Annotated in this window: 17 protein-coding genes; 4 read left to right on the top strand and 13 right to left on the bottom strand. The window is 53.3% G+C overall.

Annotation, left to right across the window (positions count from 1 at the left end; translation table 11 throughout):
* Positions 1-33 precede the first annotated feature (33 nt).
* The 9 genes from SIB41_RS10895 to SIB41_RS10855 form a co-directional block, all read right to left on the bottom strand.
* Positions 34-741, bottom strand: coding sequence for a rubrerythrin family protein (locus SIB41_RS10895; RefSeq protein WP_413358929.1), 708 nt, complete (start codon positions 739-741; stop codon positions 34-36).
* A gap of 104 nt (positions 742-845) precedes the next feature.
* On the bottom strand, positions 846-2,693 hold the full coding sequence (locus SIB41_RS10890; protein ID WP_413358926.1) for a flavin reductase: 1,848 nt from the start codon (positions 2,691-2,693) through the stop codon (positions 846-848).
* On the bottom strand, positions 2,693-4,468 hold the full coding sequence (locus SIB41_RS10885) for a flavin reductase (protein ID WP_413358924.1): 1,776 nt from the start codon (positions 4,466-4,468) through the stop codon (positions 2,693-2,695). Before SIB41_RS10885 ends, SIB41_RS10890 begins: the two co-directional genes overlap by 1 nt.
* 59 nt (positions 4,469-4,527) lie before the next feature.
* The gene (locus SIB41_RS10880) at positions 4,528-5,898 is read right to left on the bottom strand and encodes a TRAP transporter large permease (RefSeq protein ID WP_413361523.1); all 1,371 of its coding nucleotides are present in this window, start codon (positions 5,896-5,898) and stop codon (positions 4,528-4,530) included.
* Positions 5,891-6,460 (bottom strand): TRAP transporter small permease subunit, encoded by a 570-nt coding sequence (locus SIB41_RS10875; RefSeq protein WP_413358921.1) that lies wholly within the window; start codon positions 6,458-6,460, stop codon positions 5,891-5,893. Before SIB41_RS10875 ends, SIB41_RS10880 begins: the two co-directional genes overlap by 8 nt.
* Positions 6,460-7,584 carry a TRAP transporter substrate-binding protein gene (locus SIB41_RS10870; RefSeq protein WP_011131525.1) on the bottom strand — a complete coding sequence of 375 codons (1,125 nt, stop codon included), beginning with the start codon at positions 7,582-7,584 and terminating at the stop codon, positions 6,460-6,462. Before SIB41_RS10870 ends, SIB41_RS10875 begins: the two co-directional genes overlap by 1 nt.
* 796 nt (positions 7,585-8,380) lie before the next feature.
* The gene (locus tag SIB41_RS10865) at positions 8,381-8,857 is read right to left on the bottom strand and encodes an MEKHLA domain-containing protein (protein ID WP_413358918.1); all 477 of its coding nucleotides are present in this window, start codon (positions 8,855-8,857) and stop codon (positions 8,381-8,383) included.
* Positions 8,850-9,746: an SWIM zinc finger family protein gene (locus tag SIB41_RS10860; RefSeq protein ID WP_413358916.1), complete on the bottom strand. Its 897-nt coding sequence runs from the start codon at positions 9,744-9,746 to the stop codon at positions 8,850-8,852. The genes SIB41_RS10865 and SIB41_RS10860 overlap by 8 nt, the downstream gene beginning before the upstream one ends.
* A gap of 15 nt (positions 9,747-9,761) precedes the next feature.
* The gene (locus SIB41_RS10855) at positions 9,762-12,965 is read right to left on the bottom strand and encodes a DEAD/DEAH box helicase (RefSeq protein ID WP_413358914.1); all 3,204 of its coding nucleotides are present in this window, start codon (positions 12,963-12,965) and stop codon (positions 9,762-9,764) included.
* Between the two features lie 247 nt (positions 12,966-13,212).
* Here SIB41_RS10855 and SIB41_RS10850 point away from each other — a divergent pair, with 247 nt between their 5' ends.
* Complete coding sequence (locus SIB41_RS10850; RefSeq protein ID WP_413358911.1) at positions 13,213-13,386, top strand: hypothetical protein; 174 nt, start codon at positions 13,213-13,215, stop codon at positions 13,384-13,386.
* The gene (gene alaS, locus SIB41_RS10845) at positions 13,355-16,033 is read left to right on the top strand and encodes an alanine--tRNA ligase (protein ID WP_413358908.1); all 2,679 of its coding nucleotides are present in this window, start codon (positions 13,355-13,357) and stop codon (positions 16,031-16,033) included. Before SIB41_RS10850 ends, alaS begins: the two co-directional genes overlap by 32 nt.
* Positions 16,034-16,399: 366 nt before the next feature.
* Here the strand turns inward: alaS and SIB41_RS10840 are convergent, their stop codons facing one another.
* Both SIB41_RS10840 and SIB41_RS10835 read right to left on the bottom strand, forming a co-directional pair.
* Positions 16,400-16,966: a cyclic nucleotide-binding domain-containing protein gene (locus SIB41_RS10840; protein ID WP_413358905.1), complete on the bottom strand. Its 567-nt coding sequence runs from the start codon at positions 16,964-16,966 to the stop codon at positions 16,400-16,402.
* A gap of 207 nt (positions 16,967-17,173) precedes the next feature.
* On the bottom strand, positions 17,174-17,374 hold the full coding sequence (locus SIB41_RS10835; RefSeq protein WP_413358903.1) for a hypothetical protein: 201 nt from the start codon (positions 17,372-17,374) through the stop codon (positions 17,174-17,176).
* Positions 17,375-17,651: 277 nt separating this feature from the next.
* Between SIB41_RS10835 and SIB41_RS10830 the strand changes: the two genes are divergently transcribed.
* The gene (locus SIB41_RS10830) at positions 17,652-18,347 is read left to right on the top strand and encodes a Crp/Fnr family transcriptional regulator (protein WP_063420681.1); all 696 of its coding nucleotides are present in this window, start codon (positions 17,652-17,654) and stop codon (positions 18,345-18,347) included.
* A 177-nt stretch (positions 18,348-18,524) separates the two neighbouring features.
* On the opposite strand, the gene speA is transcribed toward SIB41_RS10830, so the two are convergent.
* The gene (speA, locus tag SIB41_RS10825) at positions 18,525-20,471 is read right to left on the bottom strand and encodes a biosynthetic arginine decarboxylase (protein WP_413358901.1); all 1,947 of its coding nucleotides are present in this window, start codon (positions 20,469-20,471) and stop codon (positions 18,525-18,527) included.
* A gap of 242 nt (positions 20,472-20,713) precedes the next feature.
* Positions 20,714-22,333: a ShlB/FhaC/HecB family hemolysin secretion/activation protein gene (locus SIB41_RS10820; protein ID WP_413358898.1), complete on the bottom strand. Its 1,620-nt coding sequence runs from the start codon at positions 22,331-22,333 to the stop codon at positions 20,714-20,716.
* Positions 22,334-22,709: 376 nt separating this feature from the next.
* Between SIB41_RS10820 and SIB41_RS10815 the strand changes: the two genes are divergently transcribed.
* Positions 22,710-26,144 carry an autotransporter-associated beta strand repeat-containing protein gene (locus tag SIB41_RS10815; RefSeq protein WP_413358896.1) on the top strand — a complete coding sequence of 1,145 codons (3,435 nt, stop codon included), beginning with the start codon at positions 22,710-22,712 and terminating at the stop codon, positions 26,142-26,144.
* Positions 26,145-26,194 lie beyond the last annotated feature (50 nt).

Here is a 26,194-nt window from a genome sequence, read left to right as displayed (position 1 = left end):
TTTGTACACGGTTTTGCAGCACCTCAGCCAATCTCAGGCCGCTTCTTTGAGTTCGGCTTCTCGGTAAGGCACGAAGTTGGCTTTTCGGGTGCCGCAGATGGGGCAGACCCAATCTTCTGGGATTGCTTCAAATGCGGTTCCTGCTGAGATGCCTGACTCTGGATCGCCGATGGCCGGGTCATAGATCATCGAGCACACTTTGCAGATCCATTTACCAGTTACGGGTTGATCCGCTTCGCTTACGACGCCCTTGCCTTCCAGTGCTTTGAGGGCAACGCCGTAACGCTCAGCATGATGTTGCTCGATTGGCACCAAAAAGCCGAAGTTGCTGGCTGCACGACGAAAAAGGTTCGCGTGTTGCTGAGACTCTTCGATCTGTTCGTTGAATTCTGCTTCTGCAGTGCTGTCTCTGTCCTGGCGGGCCTGAGTAGCGAACTCTGGATACATGGTGGTGTACTCATAGGTTTCACCTTCAATGGCCAGCTGGAGGCAGCGGGTGAGCATCTTCTGCTTGTCAGCAGCGTTGAGTGCGGCAGGATCTTCGATTAATAACTCAGGATGGAGCAAGCGGAAGTGAGCGAAGGCGTGTTCGGTTTCCTGGGCCGCAGTGTCGCGGAAAAGCTTGGCTAATTCATTGTTGCCAAGTTTTTTGGCAACGTCGGCAAAGAAGAGGTATTTACGGTTGGCCATGCTCTCACCGCCAAAGGCCGCTTCAAGATTGGCGTTGGTGGTGAGATTCATGAATGGAGGGATGCGCAAGAATTGGCAGCCTAACTCATAATTAGTATGAGTTAGCAGGAGCGTATGGGGCCTGTCTGCGCGAGTTTCTCGGCAAGGCTGCTTCTTCAGTAGTTCGCCCCGCTGCGGCGCTGATGCACAGCCGTCTTGCCTTCTCGCTCAAGTAGGGCACCATGGCTGATCTCGGCATATAGCAGCCAGTGGTCTCCACATTCCATGCGTTGCTGTACGCATCCTTCAAGCCATGCCAGAGCATTTTTAAGCAGCGGTTGACCTGCGGGACTGGCGTCAAGGTCTAGCCCTGCGAACCGGTCTGAACCAGCTGGGAATGGTTGCAGGAAATGTTTCATCAGTTCGTGTTGCCTTCCTGCTGCCAACACATTGAGAGCAAAGTGATCGCCCCGATGCAGCAACGCTTCAACGGCTCGGTCTTTGGCGACGGCCACGCTCAGCCCTGGCGGTGAAAAGCTGGCTTGGCTAACCCAGCTTGCGACCATTGCGCCGCTAAGCGCTGTATTCCCTTCCCCTTTACGAGCCGTCAAGATGCATAGTGAGCCCACTACTCGACCCAGGGCAAGCACGGCTGGATCACTACGGCTTGCACTCATGCCACTGCTTGCTCGTGGTTGCTGGCGTTGTTGTTGCTTGAGAAGGTCTCGGCCAAAGAGTGTGCCTGTCTCTTCCAGTGTTTTCACCATGGCAGCATCGGGACTGAACTTCACTTTGATTGGCTCGAATCCAAAGGAGAAACCACCATCACGTAGCTTCTTTTCGAGAAGTTCCAATGCCTCTCCACTCCAGCCATAGCTGCCGAATATGCCTACTTTTTTGTTGCGGTCACCTTCGGCGAGCAAGGTTCCTAGGGCCGATACGATTGGTGTTGGTGCATGCCCTCCAAGGGTTGGTGATCCAATCAAATAGGCATCGGCTTGTTGGATTGCATTCACTAATTCATTCGCAGGTGTGAATTCGCAGTTGAGGCTTTCTACTTGAATACCAGTACTGGAGACTCCTTTTGCGAGTGCGTCAGCAATCGCCGCTGTGTTGCCGTAGGCGCTGGCGAAAAGAAGAACGACCTTTAAAGGGGCTTGTTGTTGGCTTTCACCCCAGCGGCGGTAGTCATTCAACAGGCTCCGCCAGCTCGTTTCTATGGCTGGCCCATGGCATGGGGCGATCGTGCGGATGTCTAGCTCTTCAAGCCGCTCTACTAAGGTATCTACCTGGCTGGCCATGGGAGCCATCAGGCAGTCATAGAAATGCCTACGCTCCTCTTCGGTGCTGATGCGATTGGCTTCTGCCCATTCGCTTGTGCAGAGGTGGGCGGCGAATAGTTTGTCGCTCATCAACAAGCCAAGGCTTTCCTCGAAGGCCAGTAGGCCACCTGGCCAGCGAGCTGTTGGCGCTGGTAGCAGCCACAATGCGTGTTCGTTGCTGAGGGAGAGCTTCTGTTCTTGTCGAACAATCTCAATGGATGGAAGAGACGGAAGGGATGATTCTTCCTCTTCATTGTTGTTGGGTGTTGCTGGTTTGCGTTGCTCCCAAAGCTCTCTGAGCAATTTGGCGCCGGGATTGGAACTAATTAATTCCAGCTTGGGGTAGGTGCTGGCTAGCTTTTTGAGTAGCGCAACTCGGTTGGGGTTGATGTGACCAACGACCACCTTCAACGTTGTGGCATCTGAAGGTAGAGCCTTGGCGAGTGCCGGCATGAAAACCTCCGCATAGGCGTCGCCAGGGGGGTGTACCAGGACAGCCGCTTGAGGTTGCCCATATGAGTCGTCACCGGCAGAGAAAAGAAAGCTATTGGCGGTACTGCCTCGCTCCAGGGCATATTCCAGCTCAAAGCGCAGACGTTGTGGACTAAGGCCGCGCAAGCTGATCAGGCCCTTTTCGATTGGGAGTGTGATCACCGTTCGCTGCGCTGCAGCAGCAGGCTCGTGGATGGAGGATATCGACATCAGTAGTGGTTCCCTACTTTGCGGTGATGTACTGCTGTTTTGGCTTCAGCATCAGCCACATTGCCTTGTTCCACCAGGGCGTAGATGATCCAGTGATCGGGGGTTTCTAGTCGCTGTTTGACGAGGCAATCCAAGAAGGCCAGCGCATCCACGAGGACGGGGCCTCCTTTAGCAACGTTGTTGAGTACATTCACTCCTTCGAAACGATCGGCTCCGGGGGGGAAGCGTTTAAGGAATTGCCTTAGTAAGGGTTGATAGTTGTCTTCTCTTAATACGTTGATCACGAAACGATCCCCTACTTGCATCAGGGTTTCTATGGCTCTGTCTTTGGCTACTGCGACGGTTAGCCCTGGCGGTGTGAAACTTGCTTGACTTACCCAGCTTGCGATCATGGCGCCACGTCGTTGGCTGGACTCTTCATCTTGGCTGGCGGTGACGACATAAAGGCCGCCACTAAGGGTACCCATGGCCTTGTCAAGTTCAGTATCTAGGCTTTTCATTGCCGCAATATTTTGCTTTTGGTTGAGCAGTTGTCCAAGGTCGGTACCAGCTTCTTCGAAGCGTTGGTAGACATTCCCGTCAGGAGCTTGCCGCACCCTTAAAGGTTCGAAAGCTTCTTTTTGCCCAAGGCTACGTAGCTGCGCTGCTACAGCATCAATTGGCTCATCATTGCCGCCATAGGCATCGTAAACGGCAACCCATTGCTTTTGATTCAAAGCTGCCAATAGGGTGCCAATTGAACTCTGCAGTTCTGCATCTGGTTGGGATGGCCAGGTTGGTACTACTACAGCCTTTGCTTCACCAATTAATGCGCTCAGTTCTTGCGCATCAGTGGCTCGAAGATCGACTAGTTGTACCTCGCCTTTGGCTTTGCCGATGCCGTGGGCAATGGCTTGGCTGAGCCGGTCGCAAAAGCCGTAATAACTGAGATAACAGATGGCTGCATAGCTTTCTCCTTGGCTTCGTTGGCTGCTCCAGTCGCGATAGTCGTCGACCCAAAGCTTGAGATGGTGGCGGAGTAGCGGGCCGTGACCAACGGCAATTGTGGTGATCTCTGGCAGCTGATCCATGCGCTTCAAAGCCTGGACAACACTGCGCGCATTGGGCCCCATCAAGCAGTCGTAATAGAAGCGGAAGTCTGGGGCCAGTGCGGAGGGGTCCTGGTCGAAGAGTTCTTCTGAGCAATAGTGCAGACCAAATGCATCACAGGTGTAAAGAATCCCTGTGGCGTGGTCGAAAGAGAAGATTGTGTCTGGCCAGTGCAGGTTGGGCGCACTCAGAAATTCGAAGCGGTGAGCGATACCGCTTGTTGGGTTAGTGCCTAGATCCAGTTCTTCGCCCGTTTTGACTTCTCGCGCGCGGAAGGGGCGATGCACCTGATCTTCTAGGAACTTGATGGCGACCTTCGAAGCAACGATTTCGATCTCGGGATTGAGATCGATGATCTGGCCCACTAGACCGGAATGGTCGGGTTCGGTGTGGCTGATGATGAGATAGTCGATCGCTTTTGGATCGATTTGCTGCTTAAGCATCGGTAGCCAGGTGTCCTCAAACTTGAGGTGGTTGGTATCGATCAGTGCTGTCTGGGCACCTCTCACCAGGAAGCTGTTGTAGGTGGTGCCGTTACGAAGGCCGAACTCGATATCAAAGCGGCTGCGGTCCCAATCGAGGGCACGGATCGTGGTGGTGTCGCTAGCGATAACTTCGCATTGGAGTGACAACCTTGGAGCAGTGTTGGTTGTTGTCACCGTGGTGTCTTTGCTCGCAACGTTCATGGACCCTTTACACCAATGCCAAAACTCTACGGAGGGTGTTCGGAGAACTGTGCTTTCTTTCAGGAGGCGGCAAGGTTGGGCAGCCAATCCACTAGGGGTGGGGCTGCAATGATCAGCACCAAGACAGAGATTTGCAGGCCCACGAAGGGCAGTGCACCCTTATAGATTTCTTGTGTGGTAATGGTTTTAGGGGCTACTCCGCGTAGATAAAAGAGTGCGAAGCCGAAAGGTGGAGTTAGGAAGGAGGTTTGCAAGTTGGCGCCGATGACCACACCTAGCCAGATCAAGGCCTCGGGTCCAAGGATTTGGCGAGCTGCGGGCAGTAAGAGCGGAACGGCAATAAAGGCGATTTCAAAGAAGTCAATGAAAAAGCCGAGGCCGAAGATCGTGAGCATGCTCACGGCCATAAAACCAACCTTGCCGCCGGGTAGGTTCAGCAAAAGATCGGCAATGAGTTGATCGCCGCCTACGCCGCGAAAGACAAGGCTAAAAGCTGTTGAGCCCAGTAAAATCGCCATCACCATGGCGGTGGTTCGTAGGGTTTCATCGCATACTTTTGAGAGGCTGCTGCGGCTGAACCCTCCATTGAGCGCTGCTAGGACCATGGCACCAGTGGCACCAAGAACGCCAGCTTCGGTGGGTGTTGCGATTCCACAGAAGATGCTACCTAGCACCAAGAGGATCAGGCCTAGGGGCGGGATGATCACACGCAGCAGTTGGCCAGGTTGCATGGGGATCAGGTCTGCTGGATTCAGTTGGGGGGCGAGATGAGGTTTGAGGTGGCTGATCACGAGCACATAAGTGGCAAATGCACCAGCCATGAGCACCCCTGGAATCAGTGAGCCAAGGAACAGATCTCCTACTGAGACACCCAACTGGTCGCCGAGAACCACCAAGACAATGCTGGGTGGGATGATCTGGCCAAGGGTGCCTGAGGCAGCAATGACCCCCGTGGCAAGTGAGCGGTCGTAGCCCGCTCTCAGCATGGCCGGTAGAGAGATCAGCCCCATAGTGGTGACTGTCGCTGCTACGACTCCGGTGGTGGCAGCGAGCAGTGAGCCGACTAGCACGACCGCCAGGGCTAGGCCACCGCGCAGTTTGCCGAGTAGACGTCCCATGCTCTCGAGCAGTCGCTCTGCAATACCTGATGTCTCGAGCATGGCGCCCATGAACACAAACGCCGGAATGGCCAACAAGGTGAAGTTGGCCATGATCCCCAGGATTCGCTGCGGCAGAGCGGTAACGAACAGTGGATCGATCACACCAAGAGCCATGCCCAGCAACGCGAAGATCACGGCAATGCCACCGAGGCAGAAGGCCACTGGATAGCCGCTCAATAGGGCGAAGACCAGGGCTATAAACATCCCAGGCCCAAGTGTGGTGGCGGGATCGAAACTGATCACATGGTCGAGTAGTTCAATCTCAATCAAGGCGATCTCCGCCCTGTTCACCTTCAGAATTGAATGGCATCAATGTTTGGGCTTTTAGCTTTGCCCAGGCTCGAATGGCTTCGGCGACGCCTTGTAGGGCCAAGAGTAGGAAGCCCAAGGGGATGAGGGATTTAACCCAGTAGCGCGGCAGGCCGTTGGGGTCGGGTGAGGCTTCGCCGATCCTCCAAGACTGCAGGGCGGGTTCGAGCGAGATCAGCATTACTCCCAGGGCAAATGGCAACAGGAAGACCAGGGTGCCAAGCAGCTCCATACGTGTTTGGTGCTTTTCTCCCCAGCGGCTTTGAAGTACATCAACCCGCACATGCCCATGGCGTTGGAGGGTCCAGCCCAGTCCCAGTAGGAACACCAGATCAAAGAGGTACCACTGCCCTTCGATGAGACCGTTCGAGCTGAGATTGTGGCCGATGGACACACCCAGATAGCGCCCCACAACGTTCCAGAGCCCTAATCCCAACATCATCAACACCGACCAGCGCGCAATGACTGCAAAGGCCTTGTTTAAGGCGTCAAGGCGTTCTGCTAGGCCTAGCCAGCGTCTCATCAAGTTCCTTGCAGCTGGTCGTAACTGAAGCGAGCGAATGAGAACTCATTGACGTTGTTCCAGGCGTAAACCTGCTTACGGAATCCTTGCCATTGCTGAAGCAGGCTGCGGAAGCTGGCATCTTTTGCGGCGGTATCGCTATAGAGCTGGAAGGCTGCTTCCTGGGCAGCTTTAAGGATGCTTTGGTCATAGGGAACCAGCTCGGTGTTGCCCTTTAAAAGCCTTTGCAGAGCAGCCCCGTTGAGGTTGTCGTATCGGCTGAGCATGGTGAGGTTGGCTTCGTAACAGGCGGTGTTGAACATCGCTTGATATTCGCTCGGCAGTTTGCTCCAGGCTTGTTGGTTGACTAGAGCTGCAAGGGTGGGGCCGGGTTCCCACCAACCTGGGTAGTAGTAGAAGCGTGCGGCTTTTGCTAGGCCAAGCTTTTCGTCATCGTATGGGCCGGTCCATTCAGCGGCGTCGATCGCGCCACGCTCTAGAGCCAGGTAGATCTCTCCACCAGGCAAAACCTGGACGTTCACACCCAGCTGGGCAAGCACCTTGCCGCCCAGGCCAGGGATACGCATTTTGAGTCCCTGTAGAGAACTGAGGCCCTCGAGTTTGCGCTTGAACCATCCGCCCATTTGTGCACCGGTGTTGCCAGCGGGGAAGCTGATCACTCCGAAATCGGCATAGAGGTTGTTGATGGCGTCGTTACCGCCTGCTTCGTAGAGCCAAGCGTTCTGTTGTTGTGCGGTAAGGCCAAACGGTACGGAAGTGCCGAAGGCAAAGCCGGGATTTTTGCCAATGTAGTAGTAACTGGCGGTATGACCGCACTCGACGGAGCCCGCCTGAACCGCATCAAGGACTTCTAGGCCTGGTACGAGCTCGCCGGCCGCATAGGGCTTGATTTGGAAGTTGCCTCCGCTTAGTTCATTCACCCTTCTGCTGATTGTTTCGGCCCCGCCGTAAATCGTGTCTAGTGAGGGGGGCCAGCTGGTGGCCATTCGCCAGCGGATCTTGGGCTGGCTGCTGTTACTGCCGCTTTCTTCCTCTCTACGGATTGTGCAGGCACTGAGAATGCCTGCGCCGACGGCTGCTGAGACAGCCGTAGCACCAGACCCGAGTAGTTTTCGACGTTGCATACAGTTCTCTGGGTCGCTGCGATTTTACGGCGCCTCTACAAGTTCAGAGCAACGATGTCAGTTGAAGAATGAAGCTTGGAGTTGCTTTTCGGGCTAGGGCTGGTCTCAAAGAGTACGCCTCCACAACATTGAGCCATGCTTAAAGGGTCTTGTTGGTATCTCACGTCGTTCTTTAGCTGAACCGTGTTGGCGATGTGATGCTTGGTTTTGGGCGACGCTGATCTCGAGAATCGCACCGCGCTAGGCGGCTTTTGTCTGTTTGCGCTCTCGCCCTTAGGGCCAGTGGCAGTGATGATGCAAGACCCCATAGCAGAATGTTTTGAGTAGTTCATGATCCAAAACTTTGACAGCAGGATCAGAGACTCTTTGTTGTTATTTGTCAGCGAAGTGTTTTTATCTTTGTTGCGCCCTTAAGCATTGAATATCAGGGTCAGTTTGGTAGTTTTTTAAACTCATGGCGGCTTGGCCTAAATCCGACCGGTTAACTGAAATTGTGTAACTTTCATTTCTGTTCGCACAATTTCAGTTGTGGTAATGGGCTGGGATGTGTCGAGTTACTGTTCCAGGCGTTTAAATAACTCAAAGGAGGATCGGCTTTTGATCAGCATTCTTGGATTCTCAAAGCAGGAAATGTTCAGGGCTTAAGTGATTACCCCAAAGTCAATTTGTGGATTTCATCTGAACTTCATTTGTTAGAAAATAGTCCATGCGTATTGGCTGATGATCTCCTTTGCTTTCGCATAAACTTGGCTTCAAGGCAGCATGAAGCTTTGATTGTTAATGGGCTGGTGTGCACTCATAACCAATACCAGCTGCCGATCGCAGCAGCTTGGCCGATGCGTAGACCTTCTTGATTCCATAGGGTCCATATGCGTGCGTTCTTGATTAGAAACCTTCGCCCTTCATGGTTAATACGGATCCCTTGATAGTCCTTGATTGCATCCTGTTGGAGCGCTTTGTCTAAGGCATTGGCGCGTGCATCTTGTTCGCTGGTTGGTGCTGTCAAGCGGGAAGGCATGCCGACCATCTCTGCCCAGCACCGTCCCCACAGCTGAAGTGCTGCAGCATTGGCATAGCTGAGATTTGGATCGTGTCCATCACTATGGGCTAGTACGGGCTGTCTTGAGGCAAACAGTTCCTGGCTGGCAAGACGTTGTGAAGGCTGCCGCCGCTCACATGCCAGAAGTGGGTAATTGAAAGCTTGTTGGTGAGAGATTAAAAGCAGGTTGACTAGCTCCTGCTTCTCAGAAGATAGCCAGGGGGCTTCAGCCACCGGTCGCCATTGCCTGCAGCATGGCTTGCTGGGATAGGGCTTGTCCCTGCTCCCTGAGATGATTCAGGAAAGCCTGACGGGCTTTGGGGAAGCGGGGTTCTTCTGCCAGGGGTAGATCTCCTGCTGCATCGAGCCCTGTGTCGCCTTCCATGGCTGGAGTAATCACCACCAGATCGGCATCGAGGCTGCAGTCGTAGCGCCACCATAAGCTCGGGTCCACAACGGCGGGATGGGGTGGTACAGGTAGGTCGTCGCTGCTGGATGGCTCAGCAGGAACCTCATTCTTTGCGGCAGCTGTTTCTGCCAGTTTTGCGAGTGCATCGCGCCGTTGTTCGGCTAGATCCGCAAGCAATTTGTTGCGGGTGCGACCGCGTAGCTGAAACAGTACAAAGGGATCTTCGCTGAAGCGATCCCCCATCAGGAAATAGATGGCGCTGATGTGTTTGCAGGGATTGGCTTTATCTGGGCAGCTGCATTCACTGCGGACTTCCTGCAGCTTGAAGGGAAAAAGACGTCGACCACTGGCTGCAAATGCCCGCTCGATGTCTGCCGGCATGATCCCTGCTAGCAACTGGGCAGACCAGCGTGCTTTCTGGGTAAGGGCTTCAAGTACATACCCCCAGTCTTCGTCGTTGAGGACATCAAGCCAGAGTTTCACCTTGTAGGGGTCTTCACCGGTGCCCTGGACGCGGGCGTGTACTCGGCGACCCTCGAAGCGTATTGAGGTGACATTGCCTTCTCTGGCGTAGGTCCAGGCACGCTCAAGTCGCTTTTTGAAGCGATAGGAATTAATCAATTCCATCCATTGCTCCACCCACCAAGGCTGTTGCCCTAGCCCCTCTTCGCCTAGGGCGGTTGTGATGCTGGTGTTGTTGGTGCTGCTTGTCATGACGTCATCTTTGAATCAGCTGTCTTCTAGGGCCACTAGTTCGCGCAATTGACTGACGCCTAAGCCACCTAACCAGTCTTCTCCAGAGCCAATGATGTCTTCGGCAAGTCGAGATTTTTCGCGAATCATGCGATCAATTTTCTCTTCAACTGAGCCGCTGGTGATGAATTTGTGCACCATCACCCGATTGGTTTGCCCGATCCTGTAAGCGCGATCAGTGGCCTGGTTTTCTACGGCAGGATTCCACCAGCGATCAACATGAAACACATGACTAGCCCGCGTCAGGTTGAGGCCTACACCACCGGCTTTGAGTGACAGCAGGAACAGTTGGGGTCCACGTGGATCCTCCTGGAAGCGATCAACCATGGCCTGACGTTCAGTTTTGCTTGTGCTGCCGTGCAGGAAGGGAACTTCAAAGCGCCAGCGTTGTTGCAGGTAGGCCTTAAGGAGATGACCCCATTCTGCGAATTGGGTGAATAACAGAGCGCGATCTCCTGCCTCGATTACTTCTTCGAGAATTTCTTCCAAACGCAGCAGCTTGGCGGAACGGTCCATGAACCCTTTGGCAACGGTTTGTTCTTTGAGGGCTAGGGCGGGATGGTTGCAGATTTGCTTCAGTCGGGTAAGCAATCCGAGCACCTTGCCATGACGTTGACCCCTGGGTGCGCGGGCAATGGCCTCCAGTGTTTCATCCACTGTGTTGCGATAGAGGGCTGCCTGTTCTTTGCTCAGCCCCACCCATTCGCTCAGCTCTACCTTTTCGGGTAGGTCGGAGATGATTGCCTTGTCGGTTTTTAGTCGTCTCAGGATGAAGGGACCAACACGGCCCTTGAGGTCTCGCAGGGAAGACATGTCGCCATAGCGCTCAATTGGCAGCCGGTAGCGCTGGCGGAAGAAGTCTTCTTCACCGAGAACCCTTGGGTTAAGGAAGTCCATCAGTGCCCAAAGTTCACTGACTCGGTTTTCGACGGGTGTGCCGGTAAGAGCAATCCTGAAGCGATTGTTTTTGTCTGGGCGACCCATATCGCGTGCTGCTTGGCTCTGTTTGGCGTTGGGGTTCTTAATGGCTTGGGCTTCATCGATGACCACGCCTTGCCAGTCGACCGTTTCCAGGAGCTCACTATCTCGTTGCAGGAGCCCATAACTGGTGAGAACGAGGTCTAAGCCTTTGAGTGCTTTCTTTAAGGCGGCGGGGGTAGAGGGCCGACGCGGCCCATAATGTTCGCGGACATTTAACTCTGGTGTGAAGGCCAATGCCTCTCTCTTCCAGTTGGTAAGTACGGACGTGGGAGCGATAAGCAATACCGGCCGTTTGAGTTCCTGTTCCGCCTTGAGGTGTTGCAGGAATGCCAGTAGCTGGATCGTTTTGCCCAGGCCCATGTCGTCGGCCAGGCATGCCCCTTGATCGAAGCGATGCAGGAAGGCCAGCCAACCCAGACCCCTTTCCTGATAAGGCCTTAGCTGACCGCAGAAGCCTTCGGGAGCTGGTAGGGGGTCGGGAGCTTTTTGCTGGTGGTACTGCTCCAACACCGCCTGTAGTCGTGGACCGGCCTCAAAGCGGTGAACGGGCAGTCTCATCAGCGTGTCGCCATCGGTTGCGGTAACGCGCAAGGCATCGTCGAGGCTGATGCCTGGATTGACGCTGCAGAATTGTTCTGCATGTTTGAGATCGTTGGGGCGTAATTCGATCCAGGCGCCCTTGTGGTTGACAAGCGGGCTGCGCTTGCTTGCTAGTCGCTCCAGTTCGCGAAGCGTCAGGGTGACGCCACCGATCATGAGCTCCCAACTCCAGTCGAGGGTTTCGCCCAAAGTGAAACCTCTAGATCTCTCCGATAGCTCCGCCTTGATCGCTAGGCCTAGGCGACTGGCCAGCCCTCCCGAGAGGCTGGCAGGCAATTCCACGCCAACGCCAACATCACGCAGTTGGTTCGCTGCAGTGCGCACCAATACAAAGGCTTCAGCAGGGGTGAGCTGCATTGCTTCTGGTGTGGCGCTGTCGAGGCCTCGTTCGATCGGTGCAAACACCGTGAGGGCTCGCCCCATGCCTTCCAGTAGCACCTCGCCTGGATGTTCCACACGGATTTCGCCTAGTTGCAGGACCTTGGGACCAGCTGCCCAGGCTGCTGCGGCCGGCACTTTGATCGTGGGATCAGCCTCAGCCTGTAAGGAGAAGCGCAGTTCCCAGAGGTCTTCCCCTTCTCCGGGAGTGAAGAGTTCTAAGCAGGCCCTGGCTGGTGCGACGTTGCCAGCCACGCCTTCACGCCAATGGTTGCTTGCTGTAGCTAGACGTTCGGCTTCCTCATCGGGGAGGTTGATCACGCCGCTGTCCGACCCCAGTGCTTCCTGCCAGGCTGTGAGCAATGGGTCTAGGCCTTGCTCACTCGCTTCAAATCCGGTGCGCAGTTGGGCATCCAAGAGTTCTTCCAGCAAGCTGGCTACGCGAAGGCGACCGCTGCGGGGTCGGCATGAAGCCACAGGGTTAGCGGCTCGCATCGCCTCTGGTCTTAGGCGGGTCATTCGGTTGCTACGCCTTCCGGTTGGCTCCCGCCAGGGGAGGGCGCAGGTGGCCACTAAGGGAAGCTGAGCGGCAAGGTCTTCGAGGCGGCGGCGATCATCTTCACGGTTGAGTAGCGGTGTCCAGCGTGCTCGGTGGGGATAGCCCTCTCCCTTGCTGAGTTCCACCTGGGGTAACCAACGTCCGCGAGCAATCATGCTCAGGGCCCAGCGCTGTAGATGGCTCCACCAGCGCAATTCATCGGCCAGATCAGGATGATCTCCTGAAAGAGGCAGTTTCGAAAGCCAGGCCGTTGCGGCAGCAGGTTCCACTGCCAGGCCTTGCACCTGCCAGGGCCACCATTCCGTTTGTTTGGGAATGGGTTCGCCTGCTTGTAAGGGCAGTCCTGTCCAACTTGTTTTGTTGTCTTTGGCTTCGTCGGATTCAGTGGATACGTTCTTGGTTTTGTTGCGCGGTTTGACTGTTCGGCTAGGCAGGGTCAGACATGCTGTGGCGTCGATAATTTGATCAGGCAGTAGATCGCGCTCAATGAGCCAGGCACGTAGATCGTCTGGGCTGAGGGTGAAGGGGTGGAGTGCGGGAGTTGCTGCTGGTCCTGCTGGGGTAGCGACTCGCCAGGTATCTGCCCACACAAGGAGCGCAGGGCGACCGGAGCTGGTCGGAGTACGGATGGCTGGAAGCCAGGTGGCGTGCAGCAGGCTCATGGCCGCGACGCAAAAAGTATGTGTTGGGTTTCTTGGAGCAGGAGTGCACTGCCGATCAACGGCAACCATCCACGCAGGAGTTCCACAACCAATCATGCCAGGGCGCCGGTCCCCTAGCTATGGCCAGCTGCTTTCGAGGGGTTGCGGCTGTGGATTGCGCAAGCTAAAGCTGCCATAGAGCAAGCCCAAGCCTTAGGAGCGCAAGTCCATTGCCAGTTTGAAGGGCAGGTTTAACAGGGCTGAACGCATGCCTGAAGTTGGCATTGCCCAAGCGAATGCAAATACATCTGGGCCCCAACCATTGGGTTGGTTGCGGTGGTGGCCAACCTCATATGGAGGTCCAAAGGCGATCATGGCTGGTGGATCCTTGTTCCACGTCCGAATTCTTCATGCCCGTTGCAAGATCATTGCGTTCTGGTGATTCGCGACCTCGCACTGGGTCAGAGATCCGCACTGCTTTTCTGACATTTTTTGCTGAGCGTGCGCATCAGGTGATTCCTAGTGCTTCGTTGGTTCCTGAAGACCCCACGGTGCTACTAACCATTGCTGGCATGCTGCCGTTTAAGCCCGTTTTCATGGGTCAGGCTGAACGCCCTGCGCCGCGGGCCACCAGTAGCCAGAAATGTATTCGCACGAATGACATCGAGAACGTGGGTCGCACAGCTCGGCATCACACGTTTTTTGAGATGCTTGGCAACTTTTCTTTTGGCGATTACTTCAAGCAACAAGCGATTGAGTGGGCCTGGGAACTCACGACAGAGGTGTTTGGACTTGATCCGAAGAATTTGGTGGTGAGCGTCTTTCGTGAGGACGATGAGGCTGAGACCATCTGGCGAGATGTGGTGGGGGTGAATTCCAAGCGCATCATTCGTATGGATGAGGCTGATAATTTTTGGGCTTCAGGGCCGACTGGCCCCTGTGGACCTTGTTCGGAGATCTATTACGACTTCAAGCCGGATCTGGGCAACGAAGACATTGATCTGGAAGACGACGGTCGTTTTGTTGAGTTCTACAACCTGGTTTTTATGCAATACAACCGAGATGGGGAGGGCAATCTCACCCCACTCGCGAACCGCAATATTGATACAGGCATGGGCTTGGAGCGGATGGCTCAGATTTTGCAGGGAGTCCCTAATAACTATGAAACTGACATTATTTACCCATTGATCGAGACGGCTGCTGGGCTGGCGGGTCTCGATTATCAAAAGCTTGATGAGAAGGGGAAGACCAGCTTCAAGGTGATCGGCGATCACTGCCGTGCGATTACGCATTTGATCTGTGATGGGGTTACTGCTAGCAACCTTGGTCGCGGCTACATCATGCGGCGCTTGCTTCGCAGGGTGGTGCGTCATGGGCGACTGGTCGGGATCGAGAAGCCTTTCTTGCAGGCCATGGGGGAAGCGGCGATTGCCTTAATGGTGGAGGCTTACCCCCAGCTTGAAGAGCGCCGAAAGCTGATTCTGGCGGAACTCAATCGCGAGGAGGCCCGCTTCTTGGAAACGTTGGAGCGTGGTGAGAAGGTGCTGGCTGATGTGTTGGTTGCTAATCCCCAGATGGTTTCAGGGGGCCAGGCCTTTGAGTTGTACGACACCTATGGCTTTCCTTTGGAACTCACCCAGGAGATTGCTGAAGAGCATGGTTTGACTGTGGATCTCCAAGGATTTGAGCAAGCGATGGATCAGCAACGTCAGCGGGCCAAGGCCGCTGCAGTGAGCATTGATCTCACGCTGCAAGGGGCTATCGAGCAAATGGCAGCTGAGTTGGAGGCCACTCGCTTCAAGGGTTATGAGGTCTTGGAGCAGCCTTGCTGTGTCTTGGCCCTAGTCGTGAATGGGGAGTCGGCCGAACGAGCCAGCGCTGGTGACAGTGTGCAGATCGTGCTCGATACCACGCCCTTCTACGGTGAAAGTGGCGGCCAGGTGGGTGATCACGGTGTGCTTTCGGGTGAAGGCTCCGGCGGCAATGGTGTGATCGTGACTGTTGACGATGTGAGTCGTCATCGCAACGTATTTGTGCATTTTGGTCGTATTGATCGCGGCACGTTGGCTCTGGGCGACCTGGTTAACGCTCAGGTGGATCGGGCCTGTCGTCGCCGTGCCCAGGCCAATCACACTGCAACTCACCTCTTGCAGGCGGCGCTCAAGCAGGTCGTTGATTCGGGGATCGCTCAGGCAGGTTCTCTGGTGGACTTCGATCGCTTGCGCTTCGACTTCCACTGTTCGCGAGCTGTTACGGCCAAGGAACTCGAGCAGGTTGAGGCTTTGATTAACAATCAGATCATGGAATCTCATGATCTGATTGTTGAGGAGATGCCGATCCAAGAGGCCAAGGCTGCCGGCGCTGTAGCGATGTTCGGAGAGAAGTACGCCGATGTGGTGCGCGTGGTGGATGTGCCAGGTGTGTCGATGGAACTTTGCGGCGGAACCCATGTGGCTAATACAGCTGAGATCGGCTTGTTCAAGATCGTTGCTGAGAGCAGTGTTGCTGCAGGAATTCGGCGGATTGAGGCGGTGGCTGGTCCGGCGGTGCTGGCGTATCTCAATGAGCGCGATGAGGTGGTGAAGAAACTTTTGGAGCGCTTGAAGGTGCAGCCCAGCGAAATCGTCGAACGGGTGACATCGCTGCAGGAGGAGCTGAAGAGCAGCCAAAAAGCGTTGACTGCAGCACGGGCTGAATTAGCGGTCGCGAAGTCAGCGGCCTTGGTAACCCAGGCAGTAGCTGTTGGTGAGTACCAGTTGTTGGTGGCCCGTCTTGATGGTGTGGAGGGTGCGGGCTTACAAAACGCAGCTCAGGGTTTATTGGATCAATTGGGGGATGGTGCTGCTGTTGTGTTGGGAGGTTTGCCTGATCCGAGCGCCGAAGGCAAGGTGATTTTGGTAGCGGCCTTTGGCAAGCAGGTGATCGCGGGCGGCCAGCAAGCGGGCAAGTTCATTGGCTCGATCGCTAAGCGTTGCGGCGGCGGCGGCGGTGGTCGCCCAAATCTGGCTCAGGCGGGCGGACGCGATGGCGCGGCTTTGGATGGAGTATTGGAAGCGGCAAAGGTTGAGCTGAAGCAAGCCTTGGGCTGAGCTTTTTATTGAAGGGTGACGGCTTCTCTACGTTTTTTATTGTTGAGCCGTAAGTCATCACATAACCTTGAATTAGTATGCATATAGAGGAAATAAAAGAGATCCGATCTGACTTAGGGCTGGATTTTAGAAATAAGACTGATGGCTTGAGAATAGCCACCTGTCTTATTTCAGGAGATTGCTGCATGCTATTTGGAAGAAGAAGGTATTTTTTAGAAAAAAATACCTTGCGACTGAAATCGTTTATATTGTGAGTCGAAGGCTAGGTGCCGATTGTTAAATTTCGGAGTGCCTCTATGGAGGCAATTTTTTACATGGAATTCAACATAAGCAAAGTCTTATTTTCTCATTGACTGATTGCACAAGTCATTTATTTTTCTTGTCGAGCTTCTTGAGTTGTTGGGCAGTTTGCGAAATATAGTGGTTCAGACTTGTTAATTCTGTGAGCATTTTGTCCAATAAGACATCATCTCCTTTGTATGCTGCGTTAATGGAATCAAGTAGCAATGTGATTCCTTTGTTGGCATTGCAGGCTCGCTCACTAACCAGAGAAAGGAGCTCGATCAGTAGATCTGAGTCGTAGATTAGTGCTTTGAGTAGATCGTCACCGCAGATTTGGAGCAGTTCGGCTGGACCATCGACAACTCGTACGTCATTGGAGTGGATGCCACCACCAAATAGTCCCATTTCTCCCAAAATTGCTTCGGCTTCAACTACCGTCAATGTGTGCGGTGACTGACCTTGGTGTTGGATCTGAATCGCTACCTTTCCCTGAGTCAGCAGAAGCAGGTGTTTGGCTGGTGCGTTTTGCTTGAGCAGGAGCTCTCCTTGCTGGGCATGCACGGTTGTGGGCTGGAGTTCATTGGTGTGGATCGCAAGCAGTAACTTCAGTCGCTCGCGGACTCGCTGAAGTTGAGGTTCTTGTCCCCACATGGCTGCCGTGGATGGCTTTCATTATTTTGGTATGACTGGCAACAACTTGCAGATCCAATGCAATCCGTTGCTTTATAGGGGAAGACTTTTTTAAATAAAATAGTGATATTGGTGTCTGGACATCTCTTTGCAAGATAATTACTTTTGGACCAACTATTGAGATTAAGTCTTAATTTGCCTTACAATCAATTTTGCGTGGCAATAAAATTATATTTCCATTGGCCACCGGATGTGGTGTGGCCCACGCAGATGTTGTGCAGCATCGACAAATGCCAGTCCAAGAAGCTCTATGTCTCCGGGATAGAGCAAGCCAATGCCGCCAATCACCACTCCAAGTCTTAAGACAGCCGCTTGCCGCTTGGTGCTTGGTGCTTGGTGCTTGGTGCTTGGTGCTTGGTGCTTGGCCAACTTGCCCTTTGCCGCCATCCATGCTCAAGGCCGCTAGTAACGATGGTGATCCCATTTATTCCTAACAGCCAGCTCTTGTTGCATTAGGCAGAAACAGCTTTGTTTTGAGATCGACTGTTGTCATGAGGAATAGTTCATGCTTAGTGTGTGGTGGAGATCGATTAATGCGCCTATAATTGATTGTTAATTGAAGAGCAATTTCGAGGTTGTATTTTTCTTGCAAGTTGGCTTGATCGGAATTATTGTATTACCATTTAATAACTAAAAAATAATTGAAATGGCCGTTTTTACTGTCGAGCAGTTGCAGGCTTTGCAATTGTTTTCGGCTTTAACAGCTGAAGAGTGTGGGCAACTATTGGACCGCCATCTTGAGTCCAGTCATGCAGCTGAACAGGTTTTTGTGATGGAGCAAGACTGGGGTGAGTCGGTCTTCCTGTTGTGCTCAGGCATGGCCAAAGTTCGTAGTTATACGGCTGATGGCGATGAAGTTGTGATTTCAGTGTTGGGGGAGGGGGATCTATTTGGTGAGATGGCTGCTCTTGATGCAGCACCTAGGACTGCTGATGTTGTGGCCTTAACGCCAGTGAAGCTTTTGAAGATGAGGGCGTCGCCTTTTGTGGCTTTGCTGCGCAAGGAAGTGGGCTTTGCGCTTGCCCTTGCTCAGCTTGAGGCCTCTCGCTTGCGGGATCTCAATCAGCGTTTCGCAATCCAGTCAAGTGATGCGACCACGCGCTTACTCAATGCATTGGCTTACTTAGCTCGCAAGAGTTCTTCCGCCGCTGATCCCAAAGTTGCGATTCCACCTCTAGCCCAAAGGGAGTTGGGTCTCATTGCAGGTTTGTCCCGGGAGACTGCCTCTCGGACATTGAGCAAGCTGCGGAGTCGTGGAACTCTGGAGGAGATTGAAGGTTGCCTTCGTTTGCTGGATCTGCAGCCGCTGATCAAACGAGGACTGTTGCCGCTTGGTTCTTAGAGCTTCTGAGCACAGTTCCGGGTTGAATTGACTGGCCAGAAGAGTCTTGACTTAGGTGTTTTTGGGAAGCGTTCAGAAAAAGCAGTTGCTGATCTCCAGGGATGCGACTTTTCAGTGCTCAATGAGTTGTTGTGATCAAAGTTTCTCATGCCTCCCATATAGGAATGATTGCCAGCTCTAGCCTTGAAGGTACGTAGTCTGACGCAGGCTCGTTTCTAGATGGTCCATCAGTCGACGCACATCGTTGATCGTGAGCTCGCCTCGCTGAATTGCAAGTTCACTAGCCAAGCGAAGTCGTTCTAGCAGGAGCTCAGGGTTGTGCTCCATTGCTTCGAGCACCTCGGAATTGGTGTTGCCTCGCACCACGTGGTCTATTTGGTAGCCACCACCGGTTGTTAGCCGGATGTGCACGGCATTGGTACTGCCGAAGAGGTTGTGCAGATTGCCCATTACTTCCTGGTAAGCCCCGCCGAGAAACATGCCAATCATGTAATCCTCGTTTTGGCGCAGGTTGTGAAGCTCCAGCAGAGTTTTGGTTTGCCCATGCCCGATAAAGTTGTCCAGTTTTCCGTCGGAGTCGCATGTGAGGTCAGCGAAGTCACCTAGCTGAGTTGGTTCTTCATTCAATCGATGAATCGGCATAAGCGGGAAGAGTTGTTTGATGGCCCAGGTGTCTGGGGCTGAACGAAATATTGAAAGGTTGGCGTAGTAGGTGCCAGCGAGAACAGCTCTTAAACCTTGTAGGTCGTCGGGGATGGTTTCGTTGCGAGGCAATTGGCTCATAATTGCTTCGGCGCAAGCCCATGTGAGTTGTTCCGCGAGAGCCCGTTCTGGCAGACTGATGTAACCCAGGCGGAAGGCTGCGAGAGCATCATCTTTGAATTTCACCGCGTCGTTCCATGCTTCCTGTAGGCGCGATATCTCAGATACACCACCCTTCTGAGTTGCCATAAGTGCTGCGAGTGTCTCCCTAAGGTTGTGAATGGTGAGGGGTTCCTGTCCTGTTTGATTGGGCACAGCTCCTGGCACAGTTCCTGTGCCCAGTACATCGAAAACGAGTATTGAGAAATGACTAGCGATCGCGCGTCCGCTTTCGCTCACAAGGATAGGCAAAGTGATGCCACGGGGTTCACAGCATTCGCGCACCGTTGCGACCACATCATTGGCGTAGTTCTGTAGGGAGTAGTTGGTCGATGCTGCGCTAGCGCTGCGGCTGCCGTCGTAGTCGACACCCAGACCACCCCCAACATCTAAATACCCCATGGGGGCTCCCATCTTCGTCAGCTCTACGTAAATTTGCCCTGCCTCTTGAAGCGCGTCTTTTAGTACGGCGATGTCGTTGATTTGGCTGCCGATGTGGAAGTGCAGTAGGCGCAAATCGCTGAGTAGATCAGCTTGTCTTAAGGCTTCCACCGTGGCTAGCAGATCCGGGAATGAGAGACCGAACTTGGCTTTCTCGCCTACTGAGCTACCCCAGTGGCCCGTACTGCGTGTCGTTAGCTTTGCTCGTACACCGATGAAGGGTGCAGCGCCAAGTTCTTGGCTGCAGCGGATGATCCGTTCCACCTCATCTGGTTGTTCAATCACTACAACAGGTTGGCGACCAAGCCTGCGGGCCAGGATCGCGGTTTCGATGTAGCGCTGATCTTTGTAGCCGTTACAGATCAGTAGTGCCTCGGGGTCGTTGACCAGTGAAAGAGCAATCAGCAGCTCAGCCTTGCTGCCAGCCTCTAGGCCAAAGTGCCAGTGGCGACCACTTTCCACTAGTTGCTCTACGACGTGGCGCTGTTGGTTGCATTTCACTGGGAATACGCCTTGATATCGACTGCCGTATCCGTATTTGGCAATGGCCTGTTCGAAGGCGCTGTGCAGCTTCTCTAGCCTGTCTTCGAGGATGTCATCAAAGCGGATCAGCAGAGGCAAGTTGAGGTTGCGGCTTTTGAGCTCCTCTACTAGTTCCACCAGATCAAGGCAGCTGCCTTGATCGCCGCGGGGCTGGACCTGCACGTGGCCGTTGGCGTTGGCTGAGAAGTAAGGCTCCCCCCAGTGATCTAGGCCATAGAGGGCTGCACTATCGGCAATGGTCCATGACTGGTTGCCCTGGATGGGGTCGGCTGCCGACATAACGCACGCAGACGGATCGCTGAGAGAATGACAAGGAAATCTAGGTGTGCTTTGGCATTCGATTCTTCTAGCCATCGGAATATTCTGTGTTTTATCATTTTGTTTTAGTGATTTGTTTGGAATTGCTTTGTTAAGAGCTGAGATTACTTGTTCCCTTTATCAAGAGTTGCGATGAATGAGTGTGTTCATGTTTGGATCTCTTTTAGGCATTCAGGCTAATCTGCAGGTTTGTTGCTTAGCGTTCAAAAGCGATATTTTAGGTTTGCATAGAGTCCGTTGCCGACGACCCAGTCTTGCCACAAACCTGGGTTATCATTTGTCTCAAAGGAATCAACCCATCCCAATTCCATCGACCAGGCACCATTGATATAACGGCCAAGAATGCCAGCAGAACCTACGGTATCTTCAATAATTAATTCGGAAAAATCAGTGTGGACTCCACCAATCCCGAAGAACGGAACAATTTGGAATGCTTGATTATTTTTTAGCCATGGTGTTACCACTAATTCACTTTTTGCCAGCCAACCGCTATCTCCACTGATCAGGGTGCCTGGTAATCCAATTAAACCAAGATCGCTGCCGATGCTGAAGCCCATATCGCTAGGAAGTTTGTTGAAGGCCCATTGATATGCTCCTCGCAGATTCAAGCTTACGTTGGGCTTGATTCTCCAGGTGAGGTTGGCAAGGCCCCCGATGGCTTTCGCTTCACCCGAATCGATACCGTACCAAGCAAGTTCTTTGAGTTGGCTCTCCGTGCTGAACCCTGCTATGCCCTGAAGGCCATAGATGTTACCTCCCCAGGCCAGTGAGTTGGTGTTACCACCAAAGTTAATGCCGGCTTTTAAATATCCACTGCGAAGCCAGCCATCCAGGCCACCTCCTAGTACCAGGGGGGCGCTGTAACCAGCTAGGTAGGCATCGTTGCGACTGCTGCTAATGCTCGCAAAGGCGCTCCAAAATTGATTTGATGATTGGTGCAATGTCTTTTCTATTTGTGCCATTCCCTGGAATTGGCGGAAGCTAATCTCATGGCCTACGTCTTGTGCTTCCACCATCCAGCGGCGGCTCCAGCCCATGGATCCTGTTAGTAGCCAGCTTTCGGATAGCGGCCAGCTATAGCTTATGGAAGTAATGGCTGCACCGAGTTCTGGATCGGCATCTCCATTGAGTTCTAGATATGCCAAAAATGTGTCGTTGCGCTTCAGCAGGCTGTTCTTCACCACCGTTGCCACACTGCGATAGGCCCCTGTACCAGCGTTGCCGTCGTTGCGGATGCTTGCCTCCCCCATCCAGGGGCTGGGAGTTACATCGATTGTCAGGTTCAGCACGGCTTGGGTGGCATCGCTGCCGAGGCGGCCAAGATTCCCGCTGATTTGTCCGACTCCAGGGATGGTTCGGACATTTACCAAAGCTTTCTCAAGACTGGGTAAATGCAGCACGCTGTTGATCAGTGAGTTCAGTCGCTGCTTGATTTCTTGTTGTAGGCCTAAGTCAGTGCTTTTGATGCGCAATTCGGCGATTCTGCCCTCAACGACTTCCAGTGCTCCTGGACTTGGTTCAGTAAGGGTGAAGACTCGACTGTTCACATAGCCATCGCGTACTAGTCGGGCTGTGAGGGTGGCAGCACAAGTTGTCAGGGTGCTGGCCACGGTTGGTCGTCCGCAGGATCCTAGGATTTGTGTAAGTTGTTCAGGGCTATACGGGGTTGTGCCTTTTATAGGAGGTTGCCAGTTAGAGACTGGGATTCCAAGAGGTTTGCTAGGGGGTTCTTTGGGGTCGTTTTCGAGTGGTGGCTGTTTTTCTTGCAGGATTATCGGCTGACTCGGCTGGGGTCGTGATTCCAATGGGGTACGATCCGGCATCCGTACTGGCCCAGGCTGTATAGGCGGCGCTAAAAGTTGTGCTATTAGAAGGAATATGGTTTTATGATTAAGTTGAAGTCAGTTAATTATGCAGGCAGGCCATGCTAAGCACAACCCAATATTAATTATAAAATAATAGCATGAATCAAGAGTCTTTGGCGTATGCTTGTCTTGCTTATGCAATTAAGCGATTAGATTCACTATTGGTCAAGTTAGCAAGATCACAGCAAATATTGACTCCGGTCACAGTTGATCAAGGTTTTTATTGAGAGGATATGTGTTAGAGACTCGCAAACTTCCTGTAATGTCACCTACCGCTAGACGGGTTTTACTGACCTTGGCGCTAGCGCTAGGTGTTTCGACGTGGCTTGGTTCTATGGGGCGTGCTGAAGTGCGTTCTGGTGGCTTGGGTACCCGTGTGAATGGGAATCTTGAAGGGGGCTGTAGGCGCGGAATCTGTCGCATCACTGGTGGCAGCGATGGCGGCAAGAATCGCTTTCTTAAATTTAGTGCTTTTGACACTCGTGGTGCGATTGAGGGAGTGAATTTCGATACGGGTGGCAAGCGCAATTTGGTTGTGGGTGTGACTGCTCCTGCTGGTACTTTTCTCGACAAGGTACTGAGTTTGTCGGCACCAGCCAACCTTTTCTGGCTGTCACCAGGTGGCATTCATCTTGGCTCAGGGGTTGGCTTTGTGAATGTTCAGCAGCTCAAGTTAAGTACGGCGAGTGCACTGCGTTTCCCTAACGGTGTTTTCGATGTGTTTGGCAGTAGATCGCATCAGTTGGCTGCTTTGACTTCTGATCCTTTGCCAGGATCACAGGGATTCTTAGGCAACCCTTCTCGGGGTGCAGAGCTTGGTCTTATCTCTACTCCAAGGATTCTGCTTGAAGGCATAGATATTTCGATTGATCAGAGCCTGTTGGTTGATGCACCTGGTGGCACCGTCGAGGTAGTTAACAGTCGTCTATCGGCGAGTTCAGCGAATAGCAGTGGAGGCAGTCTCACGCTGACCGGTGATCAAGTAAGGGTTGATGGTGGCTCTCAGCTTTTGGCTACTGGTGCCACTGGCGGTGGATTAATTCAAGTGGGAGGTAGTTGGCAAAATAGTGATGTAAGTGTTCGCCAGGCGGTCAACACCACAGTTGAAGCTGGCGCATTGCTTGATGCTTCAGCCACTTGGGATGGTGATGGGGGCACAATTGTTGCTTGGAGTGATATTTATAACCCAGATGGCCTTACTCAGGTTGCTGGAAGTTTCATTAGTCGGGGAGGAAGTCTTCAAGGTAATGGGGGGTGGATTGAGACATCTGGTGCTCTTTTAGATACTGACCAGGTTGTTATTGATGTTGGCAGTTTTAATGGTGAGCAAGGAAAATGGCTGTTAGACCCTTTTACTTATAGCATTGATGGCTCTAGCCAGAACGCGATTCAAAATGCTTTAATTGCTGGTACTAATGTAACAATTAGTACCAGTATAAATGATAATACTTATGTCGACGCTGCGGATATTGGATTCGTTAATGCGCCTGATGGCGACATTAATGTGCAAGTTAGCTTGGATTGGTCGGGCGGTACTGGAAAGCTTCAGCTGAATGCTGGTGATAATGTCAATATTGACAATGGCGTAACAGTTACTACAGGTTCAGGGGGATTAGGGATTATTGCTGCAACCTTCACTGGTGCAGGTAATGTTTCAGTTGCTTCTGGTGGCACATTCGAAGTAAATCAAACCGGAACTTCTACATACAGCGGTAATATTGTTGGTGCTGGGAATTTTACCAAGTCTGGCACAGGAGAATTAATTCTGAGTGGTGCAAATACATATACAGGTAATACGACTGTGTCAGCAGGCGTGCTGGGGGTTGGCAGTACAAATGCTTTTGGCAGGTCTACATCGATTAATCTTGGCTCTAGTACAAATGCTGCTACTCTCAGATTTCTTGTGGATATTCCACGTGATCCTAGCGCGCCTACTACGACATTAAGTTTGGGAACAAAGGGCGGAACTTTCAATGTAGATAATGGGGTTACAGTATACACTGACAGCGTTAATATTCAGGGTGGAACTTCTACTAACAGTCTGACTAAGTCTGGTCCTGGAGAATTAATCCTGGAGGGTGTTAATAGTTATTTAGGGCCTACAAATGTTACTGATGGCAGATTGGTAGTTAGTTCTGCTTTCCCTACTTTTGCTACTTGTTCTTCTAGTGGCGCCAGCTCTATTTGTTCAGTTGGTGGCGGTGGCGGTGGCGGTGGCGGTGGCGGTGGCGGTGGCGGTGGCGGTAATCCTCCCGTGAATAACCCTGTAGCCAATCCAGTCAGTAACCCTGTAGCCAATCCAGTCAATAACCCTGTAGCTAATCCAGTCAATAACCCTGTAGCGAATCCAGAAGATAACCCTGTAGCGAATCCAGAAGATAACCCTGCAGCTTTCAACCCCGGAGGTTTCGATTCTGGAGTGTTCAATCCTGGAATTTTCAACCCTGGAGTTCTCAACCCGGGCGGGAGCTCCGTTGCTTTCAACCCCGCCGTAAGTTCTGGAGGTTTTAATACTGGCCCTGGCGGAGGCCCCGGAGGTTTTGACGCTGGCCCTGGCGGAGGCCCCGGAGGTTTTGACGCTGGCCCTGGCGGAGGCCCCGGAGGTTTTGACGCTGGCCCTGGCGGAGGTCCCGGAGGTTTTGACGCTGGCCCTGGCGGAGGCCCCGGAGGTTTTGACGCTGGCCCTGGTAGCGAATTTGCGGCAGGTCCTGATGGCGAGTTTGGCGGGCGAGGTCCTGAGGGTGAGTTTGGCGGTGCAGGAGCTGCTTCTGGAGAGTTTGCGCCGGACGCCCTGCAAGGTCCTAGCATTGTTGAACCTGCTGCAGCAGGTGAGTTGGCAGCAGCAGGCCCTGGTGCATCTAGCCCTGAAATAGCATTTGATGTTGTTGAAACTGTTGCGCTGAGATTGACCCCAGAAGCTTTGGAGGCACCTGGCGTTGCTGTAAATCTGAAGTTTGAGGGAGCCTTTGATGTAGCAGAAGCAAGCAACTTTGCTGTTGAGAATGTTGGCCCTGCTGGCGAGTTTGGCTTTCCAGGAGCTGATGGCGAGTTTGGCGGGCTAGGAGCTGCTGGCGAGTTTGGCGGGGTAGCTCCTGAGGGTGAGTTTGCTGGAGGTCCTGATGGCGAGTTTGGCGGGGTAGCTCCTGAGGGTGAGTTTGCTGGAGGTCCTGATGGCGAGTTTGGCGGGCCAGGAGCTGCTGGCGAGTTTGGCGGGGTAGCTCCTGAGGGTGAGTTTGCTGGAGGTCCTGCTGGCGAGTTTGGCGGGGTAGCTCCTGAGGGTGAGTTTGCTGGAGGTCCTGATGGCGAGTTTGGCGGTCCAGGAGCTGATGGCGAGTTTGGCGGGCTAGGTCCTGATGGGTCTTCTGTTGAGGGCGGCGGAGCCGAATTGGGAGAAGTGGCAGGTGTTGCTAACGAGGCTGGAGGGGCTGAATCAGGGGAAGCGAGAGTTACTGCTGCCGAGGGTGGAGGAGCTGAATCAGGGGAAGCGACAGGTACTGCTGCCGAGGGTGGAGGAGCCGAATCAGTGGAAGCGGCAGGTGCTACTGCAGACTCCGGCGCGTCATCGACAGCAGTATCAGGCTCGAATTCTGTAAGCAGAGTGGCATCCGTTCAAGCGACAGCCAATGTTTCCACGGCCGATCAGGCGGCCACGAGCGGCTTTGTTAAACAGTTCAATATGCCTGATTTGGCTGACAAACCTACGCCAACGCCGGCTCAACTCCAGGGAAGTATGCAGCAGGCTTTACAACGCTTTGGTGGGCAGCCATGAAACTAGTTAAGGCGAGCGCCAATTTTGCCAAGTCCCTATTACTCCTGCTG

The organism is Prochlorococcus sp. MIT 1201 (genome assembly GCF_047303415.1).
Lineage (GTDB): Bacteria > Cyanobacteriota > Cyanobacteriia > PCC-6307 > Cyanobiaceae > Prochlorococcus > Prochlorococcus marinus_D.
This window is presented reverse-complemented; position numbering and strand designations above follow the sequence as displayed.